An 18,153-nucleotide genomic window follows, 5' to 3' on the forward strand; every position below is an offset into this window, starting at 1 on the left:
CAGCGGGGACCTGATGCTGCTCACCATCGACGTCGGTAACACCCACACCGTCCTCGGCCTCTTCGAGGGCGAGGAGGTGATCGAGCACTGGCGGATCAACACCGATCCACGGCGGACCGCCGACGAGATCGCCGTGGTCCTGCAGGGCCTGGTCCAGCAGAGCCCGCTGCTGGCCGACACCGACATCAGCGGCATCGCGCTCTGCTCGACGGTGCCCTCGGTGCTGCACGAGATGCGCGAGATGTGCCGCCGCTACTACGGCGACGTGCCCGCGGTGATCGTCGAGCCCGGCGTCAAGACCGGGGTGCCGGTCCGGATGGACAACCCCAAGGAGGTCGGAGCCGACCGCATCGTCAACGCGCTGGCCGCCGTGCACCTGCACGGCGGCCCGGCGATCGTGGTCGACTTCGGCACCGCCACCACCTTCGACGCCGTCTCGGCCAAGGGCGAGTACGTCGGCGGCGCGATCGCCCCCGGCATCGAGATCTCCATCGACGCGCTGTCCTCGCGCGGCGCCCAGCTGCACAAGATCGAGCTGGTCCGGCCCCGGTCGGTGATCGCCAAGAACACCGTGGAGGCGCTGCAGTCGGGCATCATCTTCGGCTTCGCCGGCCAGGTCGACGGGCTCGTCGAGCGGATGAGCGACGAGCTGGCCGCCGATCCCGGCGAGGTCACCGTCATCGCGACCGGCGGCCTGGCGCCGCTGGTGCTGGAGGAGTCGCGCAGCATCGACCACTTCGAGCCGTGGCTGACGCTGGTCGGCCTGCGCCTCATCTACCAGCGCAACACCCCGTAACGGCGCCCGCGCCCGTCCCGGCACCGGCGCGGGCCGATAGCCTTGCCGGGTGAGCGACGAGACCTACGACGACCTTCCGGAGCAGATGCGGGTGCGCCGGGAGAAGCTCGACCGGCTGCGTGAGAGCGGCATCGACCCCTACCCGGTGACCTTCCCGAGGACGGCGACCATCGCCGAGATCCGGGACAAACACCCCGGCCTGGAGCCGGGCACCGAGACGGGCGAGAAGGTCGGCGTCACCGGTCGCGTCATGCTGGTCCGCAACACCGGCAAGCTCTGCTTCGCCACCATCCGCGACGGCTCGGGCGACATCCAGGTGATGCTGTCGCTGGCCAACGTCGGCCAGGACGCGCTGGACGCCTGGAAGCGCGACGTGGACCTCGGCGACCACATCGGCGTCGAGGGCGAGGTGATCACCTCCCGCCGCGGCGAGCTGTCGATCATGGCGGACCGGTACGCGATCACCTCCAAGTGCCTGCGGCCGCTGCCCGACAAGCACGCCGGGCTCACCGACCCCGAGGCGCGGGTCCGCCAGCGCTACGTCGACCTCATCGTCAACGACGAGGCGCGCCGGATGGCGCAGATCCGCAGCGCCACCGTGCGCGCGGTCCGCGACTTCTGGCACGAGGAGGGGTACCTGGAGGTCGAGACCCCGATGCTCCAGCCGATCCACGGCGGAGCGGCGGCGCGGCCCTTCACCACCCACATCAACGCCTACGGCATGGACCTGTACCTGCGGATCGCGATCGAGCTGTACCTCAAGCGGCTCGTCGTCGGCGGGATCGAGAAGGTCTTCGAGATCAACCGCAACTTCCGCAACGAGGGCGCGGACTCCACCCACAACCCCGAGTTCACCATGCTCGAGGCGTACGGGACCTACCTCGACTACAACGACATGGCCGACCTGACGCAGCGGATGTACCAGAAGGCCGTCGTGGCGGCCCTCGGCACCACCGTCGTCCGGCACGGCGAGCACGAGATCGACCTCGGCCTGCCCGAGTGGCCGCGCATCACCCTGTACGGGGCGGTCTCCGAGGTGCTCGGCGAGGAGATCACCCCGCACACCCCGATCGAGGCGGTGCGCAAGCTCGCCGACGCCCGCGAGGTGCACTGGGACCCCAAGTGGGGCCAGGGCAAGGTCGTGCAGGAGATCTTCGAGGAGCTCATCGAGCACACCCTGATCCAGCCGACGTTCGTCATGGACTACCCGCTGGAGACCTCCCCGCTGACCCGCCAGCACCGCGAGGAGCCGCTGCTCACCGAGAAGTGGGACCTGATCGGGTTCGGCACCGAGCTCGGCACCGCCTACTCCGAGCTGGTCGACCCGGTCGAGCAGCGCCGCCGCCTCACCGAGCAGTCGCTGCTGGCGGCGGGCGGCGACCCCGAGGCGATGCAGCTGGACGAGGACTTCCTGCGGGCGCTGGAGTACGCGATGCCGCCGACGGGCGGCATGGGCGCCGGCATCGACCGGATGATCATGGCCTTCACCGGCAAGGGCATCCGGGAGACCATCCTGTTCCCCCTGGTGAAGCCGGAGTAGAACCCCAGGACAATCACGCCCGCGGGCCCCGGGTCCCTCGTCGGACGGCGAGGGACCCGGGGCCCGCGGCCGGTAGAGGACACCCGGCCCGCGTGTGGCGTAGGGGGCGCTCGGCGTGTGAGAGGCGGACCCGCCCGCCCCTTGGGCCGGTGCGTGGCGTAGGGGGCGCCTGGCGCGTGTTGAGTGGCCTCGCCTGCCTGAGTGGCCTGCGGCGTAGGGAACGCCCGGCACGCGCGGGCTGGGCCCGTTGCTTCGGTTTGGCAGGGGAGCGGTAGGGGTGTGACGGCCGGCATGCCTTTCCTGTCGGCAGGAGCCCGTGGACGTTCGATAGGTGGGCCCCGCCCGCCTTGGAGTGGCGCTTGGGCGGGCCGGTGAGACGGGGCGGGGCCTTGGCGGCATGTGGTGGGCCGCGCTGACGAGTGAACGGGCTCAAGGGGGCGGGCGTGGGGAGCGAAGTCGGGGCGGGGGGTCAGGCGGAGGCGCGGATGACGAGTTCGGGGGTCAGGACGACCTGGCGGTGGCGGTGGGAGGGGCCCTCGGCGGTCTCGGCCAGGGCCAGTTCGGCGGCCTCCCAGCCGAGCTCGCGGCGCGGCTGGCGGATCGTGGTGAGCGGCACCGCGGCGCCGGCGGCCAGCTCGATGTCGTCGTAGCCGATCACCGCGATGTCGGCGGGGACCCGCACGCCGAGCCGGACCAGCTCGTTGACCAGGCCGATGGCCAGCAGGTCGTTGGCGCAGAAGACGCCGGCCGGGACCGTCGGCAGGTCCAGCAGCCGCTGCGCGGCGGCCTGGCCCTCGGTGAGCGACAGGGTGTCCTGGGTGAGCACCACCGGCTCGTCGCAGCCGGCCTTGGCGAGGGTGCGGGCGGCGCCGTGGCGGCGCTCCAGCAGCGGCGGCGGCTCGGGGCGGCCGGTGACGAACGCCAGGTGCTCGCGGCCGAGGGCGATCAGGTGGGTGGCCGCGATGTCGCCGCCGGCGACGTGGTCGACCTGGGCGGAGCAGACGTCGGGGCCGGTGTGGTCCATCAGCACGACGCTCATCCCGGACGCGCGCAGCCGGTCGATGGCGGGCGCGCCGAGCGCGACCGGCATCGCCAGCACGCCGGTGGCGCGCTGCCCGGCCAGCAGCTCCAGGATCCGCTCCTCCTTTTGCGGAGAGTGATCGTTGCTGAGCCACAGCGCCTCGTAGCCGGCCTCGTTCAGCGCGAGCTCGGCCCCGCGCGCCACGTCGGTGGCGTAGGGGTTGGTGAGGTCGTCGACGAGCACGCCGAAGGCGCGGGCACGCCGCGCGGACCCCTCCGGCTCGGCCGGATCGGGGCCTTGGCGCAGCCGCCGCGCGGACTCGTTACGGACGAAACCGAGTTCCTCGATGGCCGCCCGGACACGGTCACGGGTAGCTTCGGCCACGAGTTCTGGCCGGTTTAGGACATTCGAAACGGTCCCAACTGAGACTCCCGCACGCCTTGCTACCTCGCGAATACTCGTCTGTGGCAACTCACTCCTCGTCGGCGTCGGGCCTGTTTCCCCAGGTGGGAGGGTTCTCCGCGGCGGTGACCCGAACGACCGGCCACGGAGCGCGTTCAAAGGGGTACAGAGCGCGTTTATTCGGTGCTTGACGGGCCGGATCCGGCCGCCTAGCGTTCCGAGCCGAAGCGTAGCTTGAAACGATTCACGATCTTCAACCGCGGTCGGGCCGGCGGAGGCCCGGAAGCGGCCGGAGAAGCGGACGGAAGGGAAGGGCCGTGGTTGCTGGAGATCATGTCCCGTCCCGGAACAGACGCACCCCCTTCTGCATGGGGCCGTCCACGCCTTCGTGGGCGGGCCTGCCGCACCCGGAGGTGCGTTCGTGTTCGGTCGGACCAACGACTGAATCGTCACCCGGAGTTCCCCTACTGCGCCCCGCATTCGGTCCATCGGCCACCTCCGGCCAAGCGCGCTGGCACCCCTGGAAACCGATGATCTAACCCCGGCAACCCGACGCTACGTACAGATCGACGCTCACCCGTACCTGTGCAGCGGGCGGCTGCATCCCCGCGGTCATCACCACGGACGAGGGAGGACGGAGTGGAACAGGCCACACTCGTACGACGTGGCACCGAGGATCTGCGGCTGAGCGAGGACGAGCTGAAGCTCCTCGCGCAGATCGCCAGCGGTGTCACCGCAGATGTGGCGGCACGCAAGCTCGAGCTGAGTGCACGGACCCTGCGCCGGCGGCTGCGCACGATCTGTGATCGGCTCGATGTCAACACCCCTATCGAGGCCGTGGTGTGGGCGGCCCGTAGGCAGCTCATCTAGTACCGGTTCTTCACGGCGAGCTCCGTCCGACCCCGCAGCGGCGGCGCCGGTTCCTGGCAGGTAGGTCCCTGCAGGCGGCGTCGCCGCGGACGTGGTTCGTCCCTCCCGCCCTCGCCGGGCGGCGGGGCGTCAGGCGACGCGGACCGCGCCGGCGAACGGGCGGCCGTCCATCGGGGCGATCTTGATGACGTCGCCGGTCTGCGGCGCGTGCAGCATCTTGCCGTCGCCGACGTACATCCCCATGTGGTGCAGGTCGGAGTAGAAGAACACCAGGTCGCCCGGCTGCAGCTGGTCGCGGGAGATGTGCGTGCCGGCGTTCCACTGGCTGCCGGTGTAGTGCGGCAGGCTGATGCCGACCTGCTTGTAGGCCCACATCGTCAGGCCCGAGCAGTCGAAGGTGGACGGCCCCGCCGCGCCCCACACGTACGGGCGGCCGATCTTGGTCATCGCCAGCCGCAGCGCCTGCGCGGCCTTGCCGGTGCCGATCACCGGCAGCTTGGCCAGCTCGCTCGGGTCCTTCTTGACGACCTGGCTGCGCAGCTTCTCGTACAGCTGGGTGACCTTCTTGCGCTGCGCGTCGAGCTGGGTGCGCAGCTGGTCGACCTGGCGGGCGCGCTGCTCGGCGGCCGTGCGCGCGCGCTGCGCGGCCTGCATGGCCTGCATCAGGAGCTCGACCTTGGTGCCGTCCTGCCTGGCGAAGTACCGCAGCGTCGACGACTGGTCCAGGACGCTCTGGGGGTCCTGGGCGGCGAAGAACGTCACCGCCGGGTCCGACCCGCCCTGCATGTAGGACGTGGCGGCCAGCCGGGCGAGCTTGTCGCGGATGCCCGTCAGGGCCTTCTCCTGGCGCTCGGCGTTCTCGGTGGCGACCTTGGCGGCCCGCTGCGACTGCTGGAGCTTCACCTTCAGGCCGTTGAACTGCTCGGTCAGCTGCTCCAGCTGGTCGGCGAGCTTGTGCGCCTGGTCCCTGAGCTCGGTGGTGGAGGGCTCGGGGTCGGCGTGCGCGGCGGGCGGCGCGGCCAGGGGGACGAGGGAGGCGGCGGCGACGGCCGCGGCCAGCGCGCGCCGGCGGGTGCTGCGACGGTGACCGTAAAGGGATCCAGGGCGCGACGGCTCCATGAATTCTCCTTCTGCTCTTCCGCCCTCCGGGGTCGGCTGACGAGCCAGCGCAGGACACTAACGGAACCGGCCCCTCCTGCCAACCGGAAGCCGGGAAGTCCCACGTCGGAGGCGTGCGGGCGGGCGGTGTGCGCACCTTGTCCGCGGGCGCGGGCCCGGTGTTCGATAATGTCGACTGTTTGTGGAAGTCATGATCAGGCGTGCCCGTACCGCCGACGTCCAGGAGATCCGCCGGCTGGTCGACCTGTACTCCGGGCCGGGGCGGCGCATGCTGAAGAAGACCACGGTGACCCTGTACGAGGACGTCCAGGAGTTCTGGGTGGCCGAGGACCTCCAGGCGGGCGAGATCGTGGGCTGCGGGGCGCTGCACGTGATGTGGGAGGACCTGGCCGAGGTCCGCTCGGTCGCGGTCGGCCCCGGGCACGGGGGGCGGGGCATCGGGCACCGGATCGTCACCCGGCTGCTGGAGACCGCCCGCGAGCTGGGGGTGCGGCGGGTCTTCTGCCTCACCTTCCAGGTGGACTTCTTCGCCCGGCATGGCTTCCAGCCGATTTTGGGCACTCCGGTGTCGCACGAGGTCTATGAGGAACTTCTGCGCTCTTACGACGATGGCGTGGCGGAGTTCCTGGACCTCGACCGGGTCAAGCCGAATACGTTGGGAAACACGCGCATGTTGCTTCGCCTGGAGGACTGACCGATGAGCGAATCCCCTCAACGCGGCGGGCAGTACCCCCCTCCGCAGGGCGGCGGGACGTACGGGCCCCCGCCCCCTTACCAGGGTCCCCAGTGGCAGCAACCGCAGCAGCCGCAACAACAGCAGCAGCAGTGGCAGCAGCCCCAACAGCAGCAGCAATGGCAGGAGCCTCAGCAGCAGCAGTGGCAGACCAGCACCTATGAGAACGAGGGTGGCGGCGGCTACGACCCCACCCTGGCCACCGGCGACCTGGTGACGGCGACGATCCTGCGGCGCGCGGGCGCGCGCATCATCGACAACGGGCTCGTCGCGGTGTTCGGGTTCGCGCTGATCCTGCCGTTCACCATCGGCATCTTCGGTCTTGAGACCTCCGGCTCCAAGGCCAGCTCCGAGGGCGCCGTCTGGAACTGGCCCATCATCATCACCATGTTCGCGGTGCTGGCCGTCCTGCCGTTCGTCTACGAGGCGGTCCAGCTGTCCATGTGGGGGCGCACGCTCGGCAAGCGCTTCCTGCACGTCGGCGTCGTCCAGCGCGACCCGCTGGGCGAGTCGGTGACGACGGCGCAGGCGGTGTTCCGCGCCGCGGTGAACAACATCGGCTACCAGATCGGCGTCTTCTTCTTCCTCATCCTCGCCGTGAAGGTGTGGGAGTACGCCGCCTACGGGATGCTGCTCGCCTGGGCGGGCGGCCTGATGGCCTACCTGTGGGCGATCTGGGACGAGCCGTGGCACCAGGCGCTGCACGACCGGTTCGCCGGCACCATCGTCATCGACGAGCGCGAGTACGCCGACGGCGGCTACTCCGACGGTGACCAGACCCAGGTCGGCTACTCCGAGTACGAGGGGTAGGCGCGCGGATGGCGGCGGGGCAGGAGGCGCACCCGCACGCGCCGGACGAACACGAGGAACACGACGACCTCGGCGAACACGACGAACACGACGAACACGACGAACACGCGCCGGACGGGCCCGGGAGCGCCGGGCCCGTCCTGGCCGACCCCGGGCAGCGCCTGGTCGCCCGGATCATCGACACGCTCGTGGTGGGCCTGCCGGTCCTGATGGTGCTGCGCGAGACCGTCCCGCACCGCACCCTGGAGGTCCTCGCCCCGCCGCTGGTGGCCGGTCTCCTGCTGGTCTACGAGGCGCTCCAGCTCGCCCTGTGGGGCCGTACGCCCGGCAAGCGGCTCACCGGCATCCGCGTCGTGCGCGAGTCCGGCGGCGGCCCGCTGGGGGCCGGGCGGGCGCTGCTGCGTACGGCGGTGTACACGCTGCCGGTCGCGGTCCGGCCCGTCCCGGTGCCCCTCCTCACGGCGGCGGCCGGGTTCTTCTGGGTGGTGAACGTCGCGTTCATCTACGAGGGGACGCGCGGGGCCGTCCCGGACGGCCGCCGCCAGGCGCTGCACGACCGGTTCGCCGGGACGGTGGTCGTGAAGGCCGGCCCGGCGGCCTGAAGACGCGCGGCGGGGCGGCGCGGAGACCGGCGCCGGCCCGCCCGCCCGGACGTGAAATCGAACACTCCCCGGCCGCGGGATGATCACTGAAATCCCTTCCCGGCGGCCGATGCGGCCGAAAGCCGGAACGGCTGTGCGCCGTCCCCTCCCCGAATAAGAGCCCCCTGCCTAACCCGCCTGTGGCACCGGCTCCACGCCCCCGCAAGCGGAACTGGCCGCGATGCCGGAGCGCAACTGGGCGCCCGCCCGCGGACGGCTCGCAGGGACATCCCCGGGCCCGTACGCGCGCGCTCCGGCGCGCCGGTAAATAGGGTGGGCGGGACACTGAACGCCGGTTGTCCCATCAGATCTGTCCGATCGCCGGACGGGGCGCCGTCGCGGGAAGTCCGCTGCGGCAGGGCGGGTAAGGAAAATTGACCCGAGTGCTCTGTGGTGCCGATGGCGCCGGGCGCGCGGCGGGCTTGAGCGCCCGATCGCCGGCGTCCTGCCGGGACGGCGCCAGTAACTGCCATCATTGCGGACTTATCTGGCTAATAGGGGTGAGGGCCGGTCGCCGCGCGGGCCGGGGGAAAGGATTTCCGTCCGGGCGCCGCGAGGCGGCACCCGTTCACATCCCCGGCGTCCGGGCCGGTCGCGGGCGGTCCGCCGCTTTCGCCCCGCCGGCCGTGCGGTTAGTCCCGTTACGTCAGGGTTAATCGGAGGCTGCGGGGGTGGGTGTTGCCGCCCGGCTTAACCCCGGACCAGGGAAATGGGCGGTAGCAGACCACCGCCGGCCCGAAAGACGGCGGGGTGGAAACCGGCCCCAATGCCCGGCCGTCGGACCTGGTCAGCGGACCGTCCGGCCGGCCCGGGCGGCCGGAAAACGCCGGGATCGCGCCCCCGCACGGACAATTCCCGCGCCGCCGGGGCCCCGGCCGGGCCCCGGCGCGGGATTCGACAAGCCCGATTACCCCCCGTTACCAGGGGCAAGATGACAACATCGCGCGTCTGAATTGTCATCGGCGTGGATCGCGGTATATCTTTGGCAACCGAATGCAGTTTTGATCCAGCGAAAGGTCTGGCCTCATGGCACAGAAGGTCCAGGTGCTTCTCGTCGACGACCTCGACGGTGGCGAGGCGGACGAGACCGTAGCGTTCTCGATCGACGGCGCCTCCTACGAGATCGACCTCAGCGCCGCCAACGCAAAGAAGCTGCGGGATTCACTGCAGCCGTTCGTGGAGAAGTCGCGTAAGGCGGGCACCGCCAAGCGGCGCCGCACGCGCACCGGCTCCAACCGCGAGCGCAGTGCGGAGATCCGCGCCTGGGCGAAGGCCCGCGGCATCAAGGTCAATGAGCGCGGCCGTATCCCGCAGAATGTGATCGAGCAGTACGAGGCGGCCAACTGACGCCGCCTCCAGGCGGCCTGGCCCGTCCGCTGCGGCCCGTCTCCGGGGGAGGAGGCGGGCCGTTCGCTTATGGCGTAGCGAATCGTGGGTTCGCGCTCGCGGGGCACGGTAGACAGGTACGCATTCGGCAATCGGGGGGCCGGGCGGCCGCCGATCGCGGGCGACCTGCGAAAAGCCCCCCGTTCGCTTGCGGCGTAGCGGGAACATGACGCGAGCGAACGGTAGTTGGATGAGACTGAACAGCGCTTAGCTGGGGAACGTCTCCTGGTGGGAGTGCACCGGGCGGCCTCCTCGGGGCGGGCTAGGTTTGATAGGTGCCAGCACCTGCGGAAGGACAGGTCCGGACGTTCCGGACCCTGCCCAACCGCTCTGTGAGGAGCGACGAGATGTTCGAAAGGTTCACCGACCGCGCGCGGCGGGTTGTCGTTCTGGCTCAGGAAGAGGCCAGGATGCTCAACCACAACTACATCGGCACCGAGCACATCCTCCTGGGTCTGATCCACGAGGGTGAGGGTGTCGCTGCCAAGGCATTGGAGAGCCTGGGGATCAGCCTCGAGGCGGTGCGCCAGCAGGTCGAGGAGATCATCGGCCAGGGCCAGCAGGCGCCGTCGGGGCACATCCCGTTCACTCCCCGTGCCAAGAAGGTGCTGGAGCTGTCGCTGCGCGAGGCGCTGCAGCTCGGCCACAACTACATCGGCACCGAGCACATCCTGCTGGGCCTGATCCGCGAGGGCGAGGGCGTGGCCGCCCAGGTCCTGGTGAAGCTCGGCGCGGACCTGAACCGGGTCCGTCAGCAGGTCATCCAGTTGCTGCACGGCTACCAGGGCAAGGAGCCCGCCGCCTCCGGCGGCCCCTCCGAGGCGACCCCCTCGACCTCCCTTGTGCTGGACCAGTTCGGCCGCAACCTGACGCAGGCCGCCCGCGAGGGCAAGCTCGACCCGGTCATCGGCCGGGACAAGGAGATCGAGCGGGTCATGCAGGTGCTCTCGCGCCGCACCAAGAACAACCCGGTGCTGGTGGGCGAGCCCGGCGTCGGCAAGACCGCCGTGGTGGAGGGCCTGTCCCAGAAGATCGTCAAGGGCGAGGTGCCCGAGACGCTGAAGGACAAGCAGCTCTACACCCTGGACCTCGGCGCACTGGTCGCCGGGTCGCGCTACCGCGGTGACTTCGAGGAGCGCCTGAAGAAGGTGCTGAAGGAGATCCGCACCCGCGGCGACATCATCTTGTTCATCGACGAGCTGCACACGCTCGTCGGGGCGGGCGCCGCCGAGGGCGCGATCGACGCCGCCAGCATCCTGAAGCCGATGCTGGCCCGCGGCGAGCTGCAGACGATCGGCGCGACCACGCTCGACGAGTACCGCAAGCACCTGGAGAAGGACGCCGCGCTGGAGCGCCGCTTCCAGCCGATCCAGGTCGCCGAGCCGTCGCTGCCGCACACCATCGAGATCCTCAAGGGCCTGCGCGACCGCTACGAGGCGCACCACCGCGTGTCGATCACCGACAGCGCGCTGGTCGCCGCCGCGCAGCTGGCCGACCGCTACATCAGCGACCGGTTCCTGCCCGACAAGGCGATCGACCTCATCGACGAGGCCGGGTCGCGGATGCGCATCCGCCGGATGACCGCGCCGCCGGACCTGCGCGAGTACGACGAGAAGATCGCCGACGTGCGGCGCGAGAAGGAGAGCGCGATCGACGCGCAGGACTTCGAGAAGGCCGCCGCGCTGCGCGACTCCGAGAAGCAGCTGCTCGGCCAGAAGGCGCAGCGGGAGAAGGAGTGGAAGGCCGGCGACATGGACGTCGTCGCCGAGGTGACCGAGGAGCTCATCGCCGAGGTCCTGGCCACCGCCACCGGCATCCCGGTCTTCAAGCTGACCGAGGAGGAGTCCACCCGGCTGCTGCGCATGGAGGACGAGCTCCACAAGCGCGTCATCGGCCAGGAGGACGCCATCCGGGCGCTCTCGCAGTCGATCCGGCGTACCCGCGCCGGCCTGAAGGACCCCAAGCGTCCCGGCGGCTCGTTCATCTTCGCCGGCCCGTCCGGCGTCGGTAAGACCGAGCTGTCCAAGACCCTGGCGGAGTTCCTGTTCGGCGACGAGGACGCGCTGATCCAGCTCGACATGTCCGAGTTCATGGAGAAGCACACCGTCTCGCGGCTGTTCGGCTCCCCGCCCGGCTACGTCGGGTACGAGGAGGGCGGCCAGCTCACCGAGAAGGTGCGCCGCAAGCCGTTCTCGGTCGTGCTGTTCGACGAGATCGAGAAGGCCCACCCCGACATCTTCAACTCGCTGCTGCAGATCCTGGAGGACGGTCGCCTGACCGACGCCCAGGGCCGGGTCGTGGACTTCAAGAACACCGTCATCATCATGACCACCAACCTCGGCACCCGGGACATCTCCAAGGGCGTCGGGATGGGCTTCCAGCGGCAGAACGACGAGCAGGGCTCCTACGACCGGATGAAGGCCAAGGTCGGCGAGGAGCTGAAGCAGCACTTCCGCCCCGAGTTCCTGAACCGTGTCGACGACACCGTGGTCTTCCACCAGCTCACCCCGAAGGAGATCATCCAGATCGTGGATCTGATGATCGCCCGCGTGGACGAGCGGCTGAAGGACCGCGACATGGGCATCGAGCTCAAGCAGGAGGCCAAGGACCTGCTCGCCGAGCGGGGCTACGACCCGGTGCTCGGCGCCCGGCCGCTGCGCCGCACGATCCAGCGGGAGATCGAGGACAACCTGTCCGAGAAGATCCTGTACAACGAGCTGAAGTCCGGCCAGATCGTCATCGTCGGCGTCGAGGGCTCGGGCGAGGAGGCCAAGTTCACCTTCAAGGGTGTGCCGAAGCCGTCCACCGTCCCCGACACCCCGCCGCCGGTCGAGGGCGCGGTCAACTTCAACAAGGAGTGACCGTGGCGCCCGCCTTCGTGGTGGGCGAGGATCGCAACAACAAAGAGTGACCCGCTAGCCACTGAGGCGCTGAGAGGCCCGCACCGATCCGTTCGGTGCGGGCCTTTCGCATGCCCGCAGGGCAGTGGGATGCACGCGGGGCCGCCGGGGTTCGCGGGACGGGCCGGGATTTCCGGGCCTCAGGGCACCTCTTTTTCGCGGGACGGCGGCCCCATGAGCCTGGGACGACGGGACTGGCAGCGTCTCTGGTGGCGCCGCGCAGGGGGCCCGCCCGTTGGGAGTCCGGGCGGCACGTCCACCCCTGCGCGGCGCCGCCGACGAGGGGAGAGACATGGCTCGATCGTTCAAGGGGTGGTCCGCCGCCGTGGCGGCCGGCGCGGTGGCCGCGTCGCTGGCCCCGGGCGCCGCGCTGGCCGATCCGGCGGCCACGGCGACGGCGAAGGTGTCGCTGAAGCTGGTCGCGGACAAGCTGAACGGGCCGCGCGGCATCACGGTGCTGAAGGACGGCACCGTGCTGGTCGCCGAGTCCGGTTACGGCGGCTCAGGGCCCTGCGTGGGGGCCGGCGAGGCGCGGCAGTGCTTCGGGCTGAGCGGCTCGGTCTACCGGGTGAAGGGGAGCAGGAAGGGTCGGGTGGCGACGCGGTTGCCGTCGCTCGGCGAGGCCGGTCCGGTCGACGTCGCGGTGGACGGCAAGGACCTGGTCGTGCTCAGCGGGTTCGGTGGCAGCACCGCCGACCGCAAGCGGTTCGGCAAGGCCGCGGCGCGGCTCGGCACCCTCTACCGGGTGCGCAACGGCAAGATCAGGGGTGGCGCGGTCGGGGACGCGGTCGATCACGAGACCCGGCTGGACCCCGACTGGATCCTGCCGCGCGAGCCGGGCGGCGAGCCGAGCGTGAACGGCAACCCGTGGCGGTTCGTGCCGGTCCGCGACCACGGCGCGCTGATCGCCGACGCGGGCGGCAACGACGTGGTGGGGGCCCGCGCCGGGCACACCACCACGCAGGCGGTGTTCCCCTACAGCGGCGGCCAGGTGCCGAAGCAGGCGAAGGCGGCGGCCGCGTCGGCGCAGGCCCGCCGGGTGCTGCGCGCGGTCGCGGGCCCGGCCGGCCTGAAGGCGGGCGAGGCCGGGAACGTGCAGTCGGTGCCGTCGGGCATCGTCAAGGGCCCGGACGGCGCGTACTACGTGAGCGAGCTGGCCGGGTTCGTGCCGGGCGCGTCGCGCATCTGGAAGATCCGGCCCGGCTACAGGCCGCAGCTGGTCGTGTCGGGCCTGTCGACGATCATCGACATCGCCTTCGACGCCAAGGGGCGGCTGCTCGCGCTGCAGATGATGAAGGGCGCGCCGCCGCAGGGGCCGGACGACCCGCCGCCGCCGGGCGCGCTGATCCGGATCGACCTGAAGACCAAGAAGCAGACCGAGCTGGCGAGCCAGGGGCTGATGATGCCGACCGGGCTCGGCACTGGCCCGCACGGTGAGATCTATGTGTCCAACCTCGGCATGGGCAAGGGCGCGGGGCAGCTGCTGCGGGTCCTGGGAGCCTGATCCCCCTCGTCCAGGGGGTTGGCCGTTAACGGCCGAAGACGTCCGGGCCCGGTGAAGCCGGGTTAGAACCGGACGCGTGATTACGCTCGGTGGTCCTGCCGCTACCTGGCGGGACCGCCGGGCACGGACGGCCGGGGCCCGGTGGTCCCGGCCCCGGGTGCACGGGGGAGTGATCGATGGGTGTCGGGGTGTGGCTGGTCGGCGCGCGCGGCTCGGTGGCGACCACCGCCGTCGCGGGCGCGGCGGCGTTGCGGGCGGGGCTGGCGCCGCCGGCCGGGTGCGTGACGGAGTCGCCGGCGTTCCAGGGGGCGGGGCTGCCACCGCTGGGGGAGCTGGTGTTCGGCGGCCATGACGTGGTGGCGACGCCGCTGCCGAAGCGGGCGGAGGAGCTGGTGCGGGGCGGGGTCGTCCCGGCGCCGCTGCTGGAGGCGGTGCGCGCGGATCTGGAGGCGGCCGACGCCGAGATCCGGCCCGGCCTGGGCGGCTGGGACGGCGGGGCGCGGAGCCGCCGCGCGGACGTGGCGCGGCTGGTCGCCGACATCGCCGGGTTCCGGGAGCGGCACGGGCTGGACCGGGTGGTGGTGATCAATGTGGCGTCCACCGAGCCGCCCTGCGCGCGGCAGCCCGAGCACGGCGATCTCGCCGCGCTGGAACGCGCCATGGACGAGCCGGGCGCGGGCCCGCTGCCGCCGAGCTCGCTGTACGCGTACGCGGCGCTGTCGGCGGGCTGCGGGTATGTGGACTTCACGCCGTCGGCCGGGGCGCGGCTGCCCGCGCTGGACGAGCTGGCCCGCACGCGCGGCCTGCCGTACGCGGGCAGTGACGCCAAGACCGGCGAGACGCTGGTGAAGACGGCGCTGGCGCCGATGTTCGCGGACCGCGCGCTGGAGGTGCGGTCCTGGTCGGGCACGAACCTGCTCGGCGGCGGCGACGGGGCGACGCTGGCCGATCCGGCGGCCCGGCGGAGCAAGACGGCCTCCAAGGACCGGGCGCTGCGGGAGATCCTCGGCGGCCCGGTCGAGGGGGAGACCCACATCGACCATGTGCAGGCGATGGGCGAGTGGAAGACCGCTTGGGACCACGTGGTTTTCGAGGGGTTCCTCGGCGCGCGGATGACGCTGCAGTTCACCTGGCAGGGCTGCGATTCGGCGCTCGCTGCCCCGCTGGTGCTGGATCTGGCGCGGCTCGTAGCGCGCGCACACGAGGCGGGGGAGAGCGGCGCGCTGCCCGCCCTCGCCTTCTTCTTCAAGGATCCGGTCGGAACCGACGAGCACCGCGTCTCGGCGCAGTACGACCTGCTGCACACGTGGGTGCACGGACTGGGAGGCACTCAATGAACGCACGAGATCTGGCGGAGCTGGTGCGCGCTCCGGCGGCGCTGACCGTCCCGGGCGACTCTCTGGCCGGGGGCGCGCGGGGCCTCGCGCCCGCGCTGGCGTCGGTCTGCCTGTACTGGGCGGGGATGGCGCTGAACGACTACGCGGACAGGGAGCTGGACGCCAAGGAGCGGCCCGAGCGACCCATCCCGTCGGGGCGGGTCACTCCAGCGCGCGCGCTCGGCGTCGCGTCCGGCCTCACCGCCGCCGGCCTCGCTCTAGCAGCGGTGCAGGGCCGCCGCACGCTGGCCATGGCGGCGCCACTCGCGGCCGTGGTGTGGTCCTACGACCTGCTGCTGAAGGACACCCCGGCGGGCCCGGCGGCGATGGCGGCGGCACGCGGACTGGACGTCCTGCTCGGCGGCGCCGACAGCGCGGCGGCGGGCGCGGTCGCCGCGCACACCTTCGGGGTGACGGTCCTCAGCCGCGGCGAGGTGACCGGCGGCAGCGCGGCCCGCGCGGGCGTGGCGCTCGCCGCGACCGGCGCCGCGGCCGCGCTCGCCGCCCGCCACACCGGCCCCCGACGGGACCGGGCGGCCCGGTACGGGCTGCTCGCGGCCTATGCCGGGACGGTCGGCGCGGCGCAGCTGAAGGCGGCCCGCGAACCGGACGCCGCGACGGTCCGGGCGGGCGTCGGCGCGAGCATCCTCGGGGTGCTGCCGCTGCAGGCGGGCCTGATCGCGGGCCGGGGCCGGCCCGTCGCGGCGGCGGCCGTCGCCGCGCTGCACCCGCTCGCCCGCCGGCTCGCACGGAAGGTGTCGCCCACATGAGATTCGCCTACGGGACCAACGGGTTCGGCGACCACCGCCTGACCGACGCGCTCGGCGTCATCGCCGACCTCGGCTACGACGGCGTCGCGCTGACCATCGACTCCAACCACCTGGACCCCTACGGCCCCGACCTCGCCCGCGAGCTGTCGCGGACCGCCGCGCGCCTGGCCGCGCTCGGCCTGCGGACGGTGATCGAGACCGGCGGCCGGTACGTGCTGGACCCGCGCCGCAAGCACCGTCCGACACTGCTCGATCCCGCCGGGGACGCCGAGCGCCGCATCGACCTGCTCTGCCGGGCGGTGTGGATCGGCGCCGAGCTCGGCGCGGAGGCGGTCTCGTTCTGGAGCGGCGCGGCGCCCGCCGGGCTGGCCGCCGAGGCGGCCTGGGACCGCCTGGTCAAGGGGATCGAGCCCGTCCTCGCTGAGGCCGACCGGTACCGGATCCCGCTCGGCTTCGAGCCCGAGCCCGGCATGTTCGTGGAGACGATCGCGGGGTTCGAGGAGCTGCGCGACCGGCTCGGCCGCCCCGGCCGGTTCGGGCTGACGCTCGACATCGGGCACTGCCGCTGCCTGGAGCCGGACCCGGTGCCCGAGTGCGTGCGGCGGGCCGGGCCGTACCTGGTGAACGTCCAGATCGAGGACATGCGGCGGGGTGTGCACGAGCACCTGGAGTTCGGCGACGGGGAGATCGACTTCCCGCCGGTGCTGGCCGCGCTCGCCGCGACCGGCTACCGGGGGCTGGTCGGGGTGGAGCTGCCCCGGCACGGCCACGCCGCGCCCGCCGTCGCGGAACGCTCCCTGCGCTTCCTGCGCGGTGCCCTGGGAGGTGCCGGTGGAGCCTGACGACCTGGTGATGGACGCCAAAGGCTGGGCCTGGCTGGCCTACGCGACCGCGCACTGCGCCGCCGACCCGGCCGCGATCGGCGCGCTGTTCCCGACCGCCGGGCGCGCCTGCGGGCGCGAACCGGTGTCGGGCCGGCCGGAATGGAGCGTGGACCAGGAGGTCCGGGTCCGGCTGATGCTCGCGCTCCCGCTGACCGGCGCCGGCCTCGGCGCGGCGGTCTTCGACCTGTACCGGTACGGCGACGCCGCCGAGCGCGTCGCGGTGCTGCGCGGCCTCGCCCGGCTGGACGCCGAACGGGCCCTCGGCGACGCGGGCCTGCCGATCGTCCACGACGCGCTGCGCACCAACGACGCCCGGCTGATCACCGCCGCCGTCGGCCCCTACGCCGCCGCGCACCTGGACGACGACGCCTACCGGCAGGCCGTCCTGAAGTGCGCCTTCACCGGCGTCCCGCTGACGAGGGTGGCGGGCCTGGCCCGCCGTGCCGACCGGGAGCTGATCCGGATGCTCACCGACTACACGCACGAACGCCGCGTGGCGGGACGGGACATCGCGCCCGACATCGTCCACGTGGTCGAACAGAACGGACACCTGTGATGCGCATCTTCGACCCGCACGTCCACATGAGCTCGCGCACCACCGACGACTACGAGGCGATGCGCGCGGCGGGCGTCCGCGCCGTCGTCGAGCCGGCGTTCTGGCTCGGCCAGCCGCGCACCTCGGTGGGCTCGTTCACCGACTACTTCGACGCGCTGCTCGGCTGGGAGCCTTACCGGGCGGCCCAGTTCGGCGTCCGGCACCACTGCACGATCGCGCTGAACCCCAAGGAGGCCAACGACCCGCGCTGCCGCGGCGTGCTGGAGCTGCTGCCGCGCTACCTGGCCAAGGACGGCGTCGTCGCGGTCGGCGAGGTCGGCTACGACGCGATGACGCCCGCCGAGGACGAGGTGTTCCGGGTCCAGCTCGGCCTCGCCGCCGAGCACGGCCTGCCGGTGCTGGTGCACACCCCGCACCGCGACAAGGCCGCCGGCACCCGCCGCAGCCTGGACGTGGTGCGGGAGTCGGGCTTGCCGCCCGAGCGGGTGCTGGTCGACCATCTGAACGAGCTGACCGTGGCGATGGTGAAGGACGCCGGGTCCTGGATGGGCTTCTCGGTCTATCCCGACACCAAGATGGACGAGCGGCGCATGGTCGCGCTCCTCAAGGAGTACGGCACCGACCGGATCCTGGTGAACTCGGCGGCCGACTGGGGCCGCAGCGACCCGCTGAAGACCTACAAGGTCGGGCTGGCGATGCTGGAGGCCGGGTTCTCGGCCGGCGACGTCGACACCGTCCTGTGGCGCAACCCCGTGGCGTTCTATGCCCAGAGCGGCCGGCTGGAGCTGGACGACGCCGCCCCCGAGGCCGAGTACGCGGGCAACACCATCAAGCGGGGCGGGTGA

Annotated in this window: 16 protein-coding genes; 14 read left to right on the forward strand and 2 right to left on the reverse strand. The window is 71.9% G+C overall.

Features of this window, described 5'->3' with window-relative positions:
• The first annotated feature begins 13 nt into the window (after positions 1-13).
• Both ACRB68_RS20125 and lysX read left to right on the forward strand, forming a co-directional pair.
• Positions 14-796 (forward strand): type III pantothenate kinase, encoded by a 783-nt coding sequence (locus tag ACRB68_RS20125; protein ID WP_153534324.1) that lies wholly within the window; start codon positions 14-16, stop codon positions 794-796.
• A gap of 49 nt (positions 797-845) precedes the next feature.
• A complete protein-coding gene (lysX, locus tag ACRB68_RS20130; protein WP_328594461.1) occupies positions 846-2,336 on the forward strand; it encodes a bifunctional lysylphosphatidylglycerol synthetase/lysine--tRNA ligase LysX in 1,491 nt (496 codons plus the stop codon).
• A 469-nt stretch (positions 2,337-2,805) separates the two neighbouring features.
• Here the strand turns inward: lysX and ACRB68_RS20135 are convergent, their stop codons facing one another.
• On the reverse strand, positions 2,806-4,248 hold the full coding sequence (locus tag ACRB68_RS20135) for a LacI family DNA-binding transcriptional regulator (protein ID WP_328594462.1): 1,443 nt from the start codon (positions 4,246-4,248) through the stop codon (positions 2,806-2,808).
• Positions 4,249-4,398: 150 nt separating this feature from the next.
• On the opposite strand from ACRB68_RS20135, the gene ACRB68_RS20140 reads away from it, so the two are divergent.
• Entirely contained in the window at positions 4,399-4,629 is a 231-nt protein-coding gene (locus ACRB68_RS20140; RefSeq protein ID WP_328594464.1) for a LuxR C-terminal-related transcriptional regulator, read from the forward strand.
• Positions 4,630-4,758: 129 nt separating this feature from the next.
• On the opposite strand, the gene ACRB68_RS20145 is transcribed toward ACRB68_RS20140, so the two are convergent.
• Positions 4,759-5,748, reverse strand: a complete 990-nt coding sequence (locus ACRB68_RS20145) for a C40 family peptidase (protein WP_153534327.1) — start codon at positions 5,746-5,748, stop codon at positions 4,759-4,761.
• Positions 5,749-5,938: 190 nt separating this feature from the next.
• Between ACRB68_RS20145 and ACRB68_RS20150 the strand changes: the two genes are divergently transcribed.
• The 11 genes from ACRB68_RS20150 (at position 5,939) to ACRB68_RS20200 (ending at position 18,153) form a co-directional block, all read left to right on the forward strand.
• Entirely contained in the window at positions 5,939-6,442 is a 504-nt protein-coding gene (locus tag ACRB68_RS20150; protein ID WP_194293374.1) for an amino-acid N-acetyltransferase, read from the forward strand.
• A gap of 3 nt (positions 6,443-6,445) precedes the next feature.
• Complete coding sequence (locus ACRB68_RS20155; protein WP_153534330.1) at positions 6,446-7,291, forward strand: RDD family protein; 846 nt, start codon at positions 6,446-6,448, stop codon at positions 7,289-7,291.
• 8 nt (positions 7,292-7,299) lie between these two features.
• Positions 7,300-7,893: an RDD family protein gene (locus ACRB68_RS20160; RefSeq protein ID WP_153534332.1), complete on the forward strand. Its 594-nt coding sequence runs from the start codon at positions 7,300-7,302 to the stop codon at positions 7,891-7,893.
• 1,065 nt (positions 7,894-8,958) lie between these two features.
• Positions 8,959-9,279: a histone-like nucleoid-structuring protein Lsr2 gene (locus ACRB68_RS20165; protein WP_153534334.1), complete on the forward strand. Its 321-nt coding sequence runs from the start codon at positions 8,959-8,961 to the stop codon at positions 9,277-9,279.
• Positions 9,280-9,665: 386 nt separating this feature from the next.
• Positions 9,666-12,179: an ATP-dependent Clp protease ATP-binding subunit gene (locus tag ACRB68_RS20170; protein WP_153534337.1), complete on the forward strand. Its 2,514-nt coding sequence runs from the start codon at positions 9,666-9,668 to the stop codon at positions 12,177-12,179.
• Positions 12,180-12,510: 331 nt separating this feature from the next.
• Positions 12,511-13,722: a ScyD/ScyE family protein gene (locus tag ACRB68_RS20175; protein WP_153534339.1), complete on the forward strand. Its 1,212-nt coding sequence runs from the start codon at positions 12,511-12,513 to the stop codon at positions 13,720-13,722.
• A gap of 176 nt (positions 13,723-13,898) precedes the next feature.
• On the forward strand, positions 13,899-15,059 hold the full coding sequence (locus tag ACRB68_RS20180) for an inositol-3-phosphate synthase (protein ID WP_153534341.1): 1,161 nt from the start codon (positions 13,899-13,901) through the stop codon (positions 15,057-15,059).
• The gene (locus ACRB68_RS20185) at positions 15,056-15,868 is read left to right on the forward strand and encodes an SCO3242 family prenyltransferase (RefSeq protein WP_153534343.1); all 813 of its coding nucleotides are present in this window, start codon (positions 15,056-15,058) and stop codon (positions 15,866-15,868) included. The genes ACRB68_RS20180 and ACRB68_RS20185 overlap by 4 nt, the downstream gene beginning before the upstream one ends.
• Entirely contained in the window at positions 15,865-16,710 is an 846-nt protein-coding gene (locus tag ACRB68_RS20190; protein ID WP_153534345.1) for a sugar phosphate isomerase/epimerase family protein, read from the forward strand. Before ACRB68_RS20185 ends, ACRB68_RS20190 begins: the two co-directional genes overlap by 4 nt.
• Positions 16,700-17,308, forward strand: coding sequence for an EboA domain-containing protein (locus ACRB68_RS20195; RefSeq protein ID WP_207709744.1), 609 nt, complete (start codon positions 16,700-16,702; stop codon positions 17,306-17,308). Before ACRB68_RS20190 ends, ACRB68_RS20195 begins: the two co-directional genes overlap by 11 nt.
• A complete protein-coding gene (locus tag ACRB68_RS20200; protein ID WP_153534347.1) occupies positions 17,308-18,153 on the forward strand; it encodes a TatD family hydrolase in 846 nt (281 codons plus the stop codon). The genes ACRB68_RS20195 and ACRB68_RS20200 overlap by 1 nt, the downstream gene beginning before the upstream one ends.

It is taken from the genome of Actinomadura macrotermitis (assembly GCF_009604375.1).
In the GTDB taxonomy this organism is placed as follows: Bacteria; Actinomycetota; Actinomycetes; order Streptosporangiales; family Streptosporangiaceae; genus Spirillospora; species Spirillospora macrotermitis.